The sequence below is a fragment of the Thalassolituus sp. UBA2009 genome, assembly GCF_002335285.1.
GTDB classification, from domain to species: Bacteria; Pseudomonadota; Gammaproteobacteria; order Pseudomonadales; family Oceanobacteraceae; genus Venatoribacter; species Venatoribacter alkanivorans.
Genome location: NZ_DDCJ01000166.1, coordinates 43,235 through 43,510, shown reverse-complemented (window position 1 = coordinate 43,510; position 276 = coordinate 43,235). Strand labels below are relative to the sequence as shown.

Here is a 276-nt window from a genome sequence, read left to right as displayed (position 1 = left end):
CGCGCGATATTTATACGATTACGGTCGTGATCTGCCTTTGATATATCTGCAACATCGTAGGAGCGGGCCATGCCCGCGAACCAAAATACCCTGTTGTAACACTTGCTGATTTAACGTTTCTCTTTTTTAACCAAACACAACCTCAAATACATCGGCGTATTTTTCAGCAAAGTGCGCAGTCATACCTTTACGAATATGTTCCGGTAACTCTTCATAATCGCGGCGGTTAGCTTCCGGTAAAATCACTTCCATGATTTTAGAGCGCCGTGCGGCAAT

At 44.6% G+C, this 276-nt stretch carries 1 protein-coding gene; it reads right to left on the bottom strand.

All coding sequences use genetic code 11. From position 1 onward, the window contains the following. Nucleotides 1-126: 126 nt before the first annotated feature. Complete coding sequence (locus B3P58_RS20830; RefSeq protein WP_414716592.1) at nt 127-276, bottom strand: S16 family serine protease; 150 nt, start codon at nt 274-276, stop codon at nt 127-129.